Source organism: Methylobacterium sp. WL18, from assembly GCF_008040015.1.
Lineage (GTDB): Bacteria > Pseudomonadota > Alphaproteobacteria > Rhizobiales > Beijerinckiaceae > Methylobacterium > Methylobacterium mesophilicum.
This window is the reverse complement of record NZ_VRVD01001318.1, coordinates 1-470: the sequence shown is the minus strand read 5'-3', so window position 1 is coordinate 470 and position 470 is coordinate 1. Positions and strand designations below refer to the sequence as shown.

The window sequence follows — 470 nt, the reverse complement described above, 5'->3', positions numbered from 1 at the left end:
GCCGTCACCAACGCCGCCACCGGCGCGATCGCGACCTGGGGCGACGGTTCCCACGGGATCCTCGCGCAGAGCATCGGCGGTGGCGGCGGCACGGGCGGCAGCATCGCGGCACGCGAGGATTCCGATCCCGACACCGTGGGCACGCTCTGGAAGCAGATCAAGCAGACGATCGGTGTCACCGCCTACGAGACATGGGCGAAGGACAAGAGCAACAAGGAAAACAAGCAGGCGCTCGATCAATTCCTGAAGGACATCAAGACCAGCGATACGTACAAGGACCTCGCCGACACGCTCAAGAACTCGGATTTCGGCAAGGCGCTCAAGTCCTACAGCGGCAGCGTCTCGCGCTACCTGGACGCGCAGAAGAAGGGCGCCGCCAAGCTGCCCGATGTCTCGGCCACCCTGGCGCTGGGCGGCGACGGCGCGCAGGGCGGCAGCGGCGCTGCCGTCTCGGTCGAGAATGCCGGCAC

Annotated in this window: 1 protein-coding gene; it reads left to right on the top strand. The window is 66.8% G+C overall.

The window, feature by feature from the left end; all coding sequences use genetic code 11:
• A partial coding sequence (locus tag FV228_RS32520) for a hypothetical protein (protein WP_147858036.1) occupies positions 1-470 on the top strand: 470 nt, incomplete at both ends.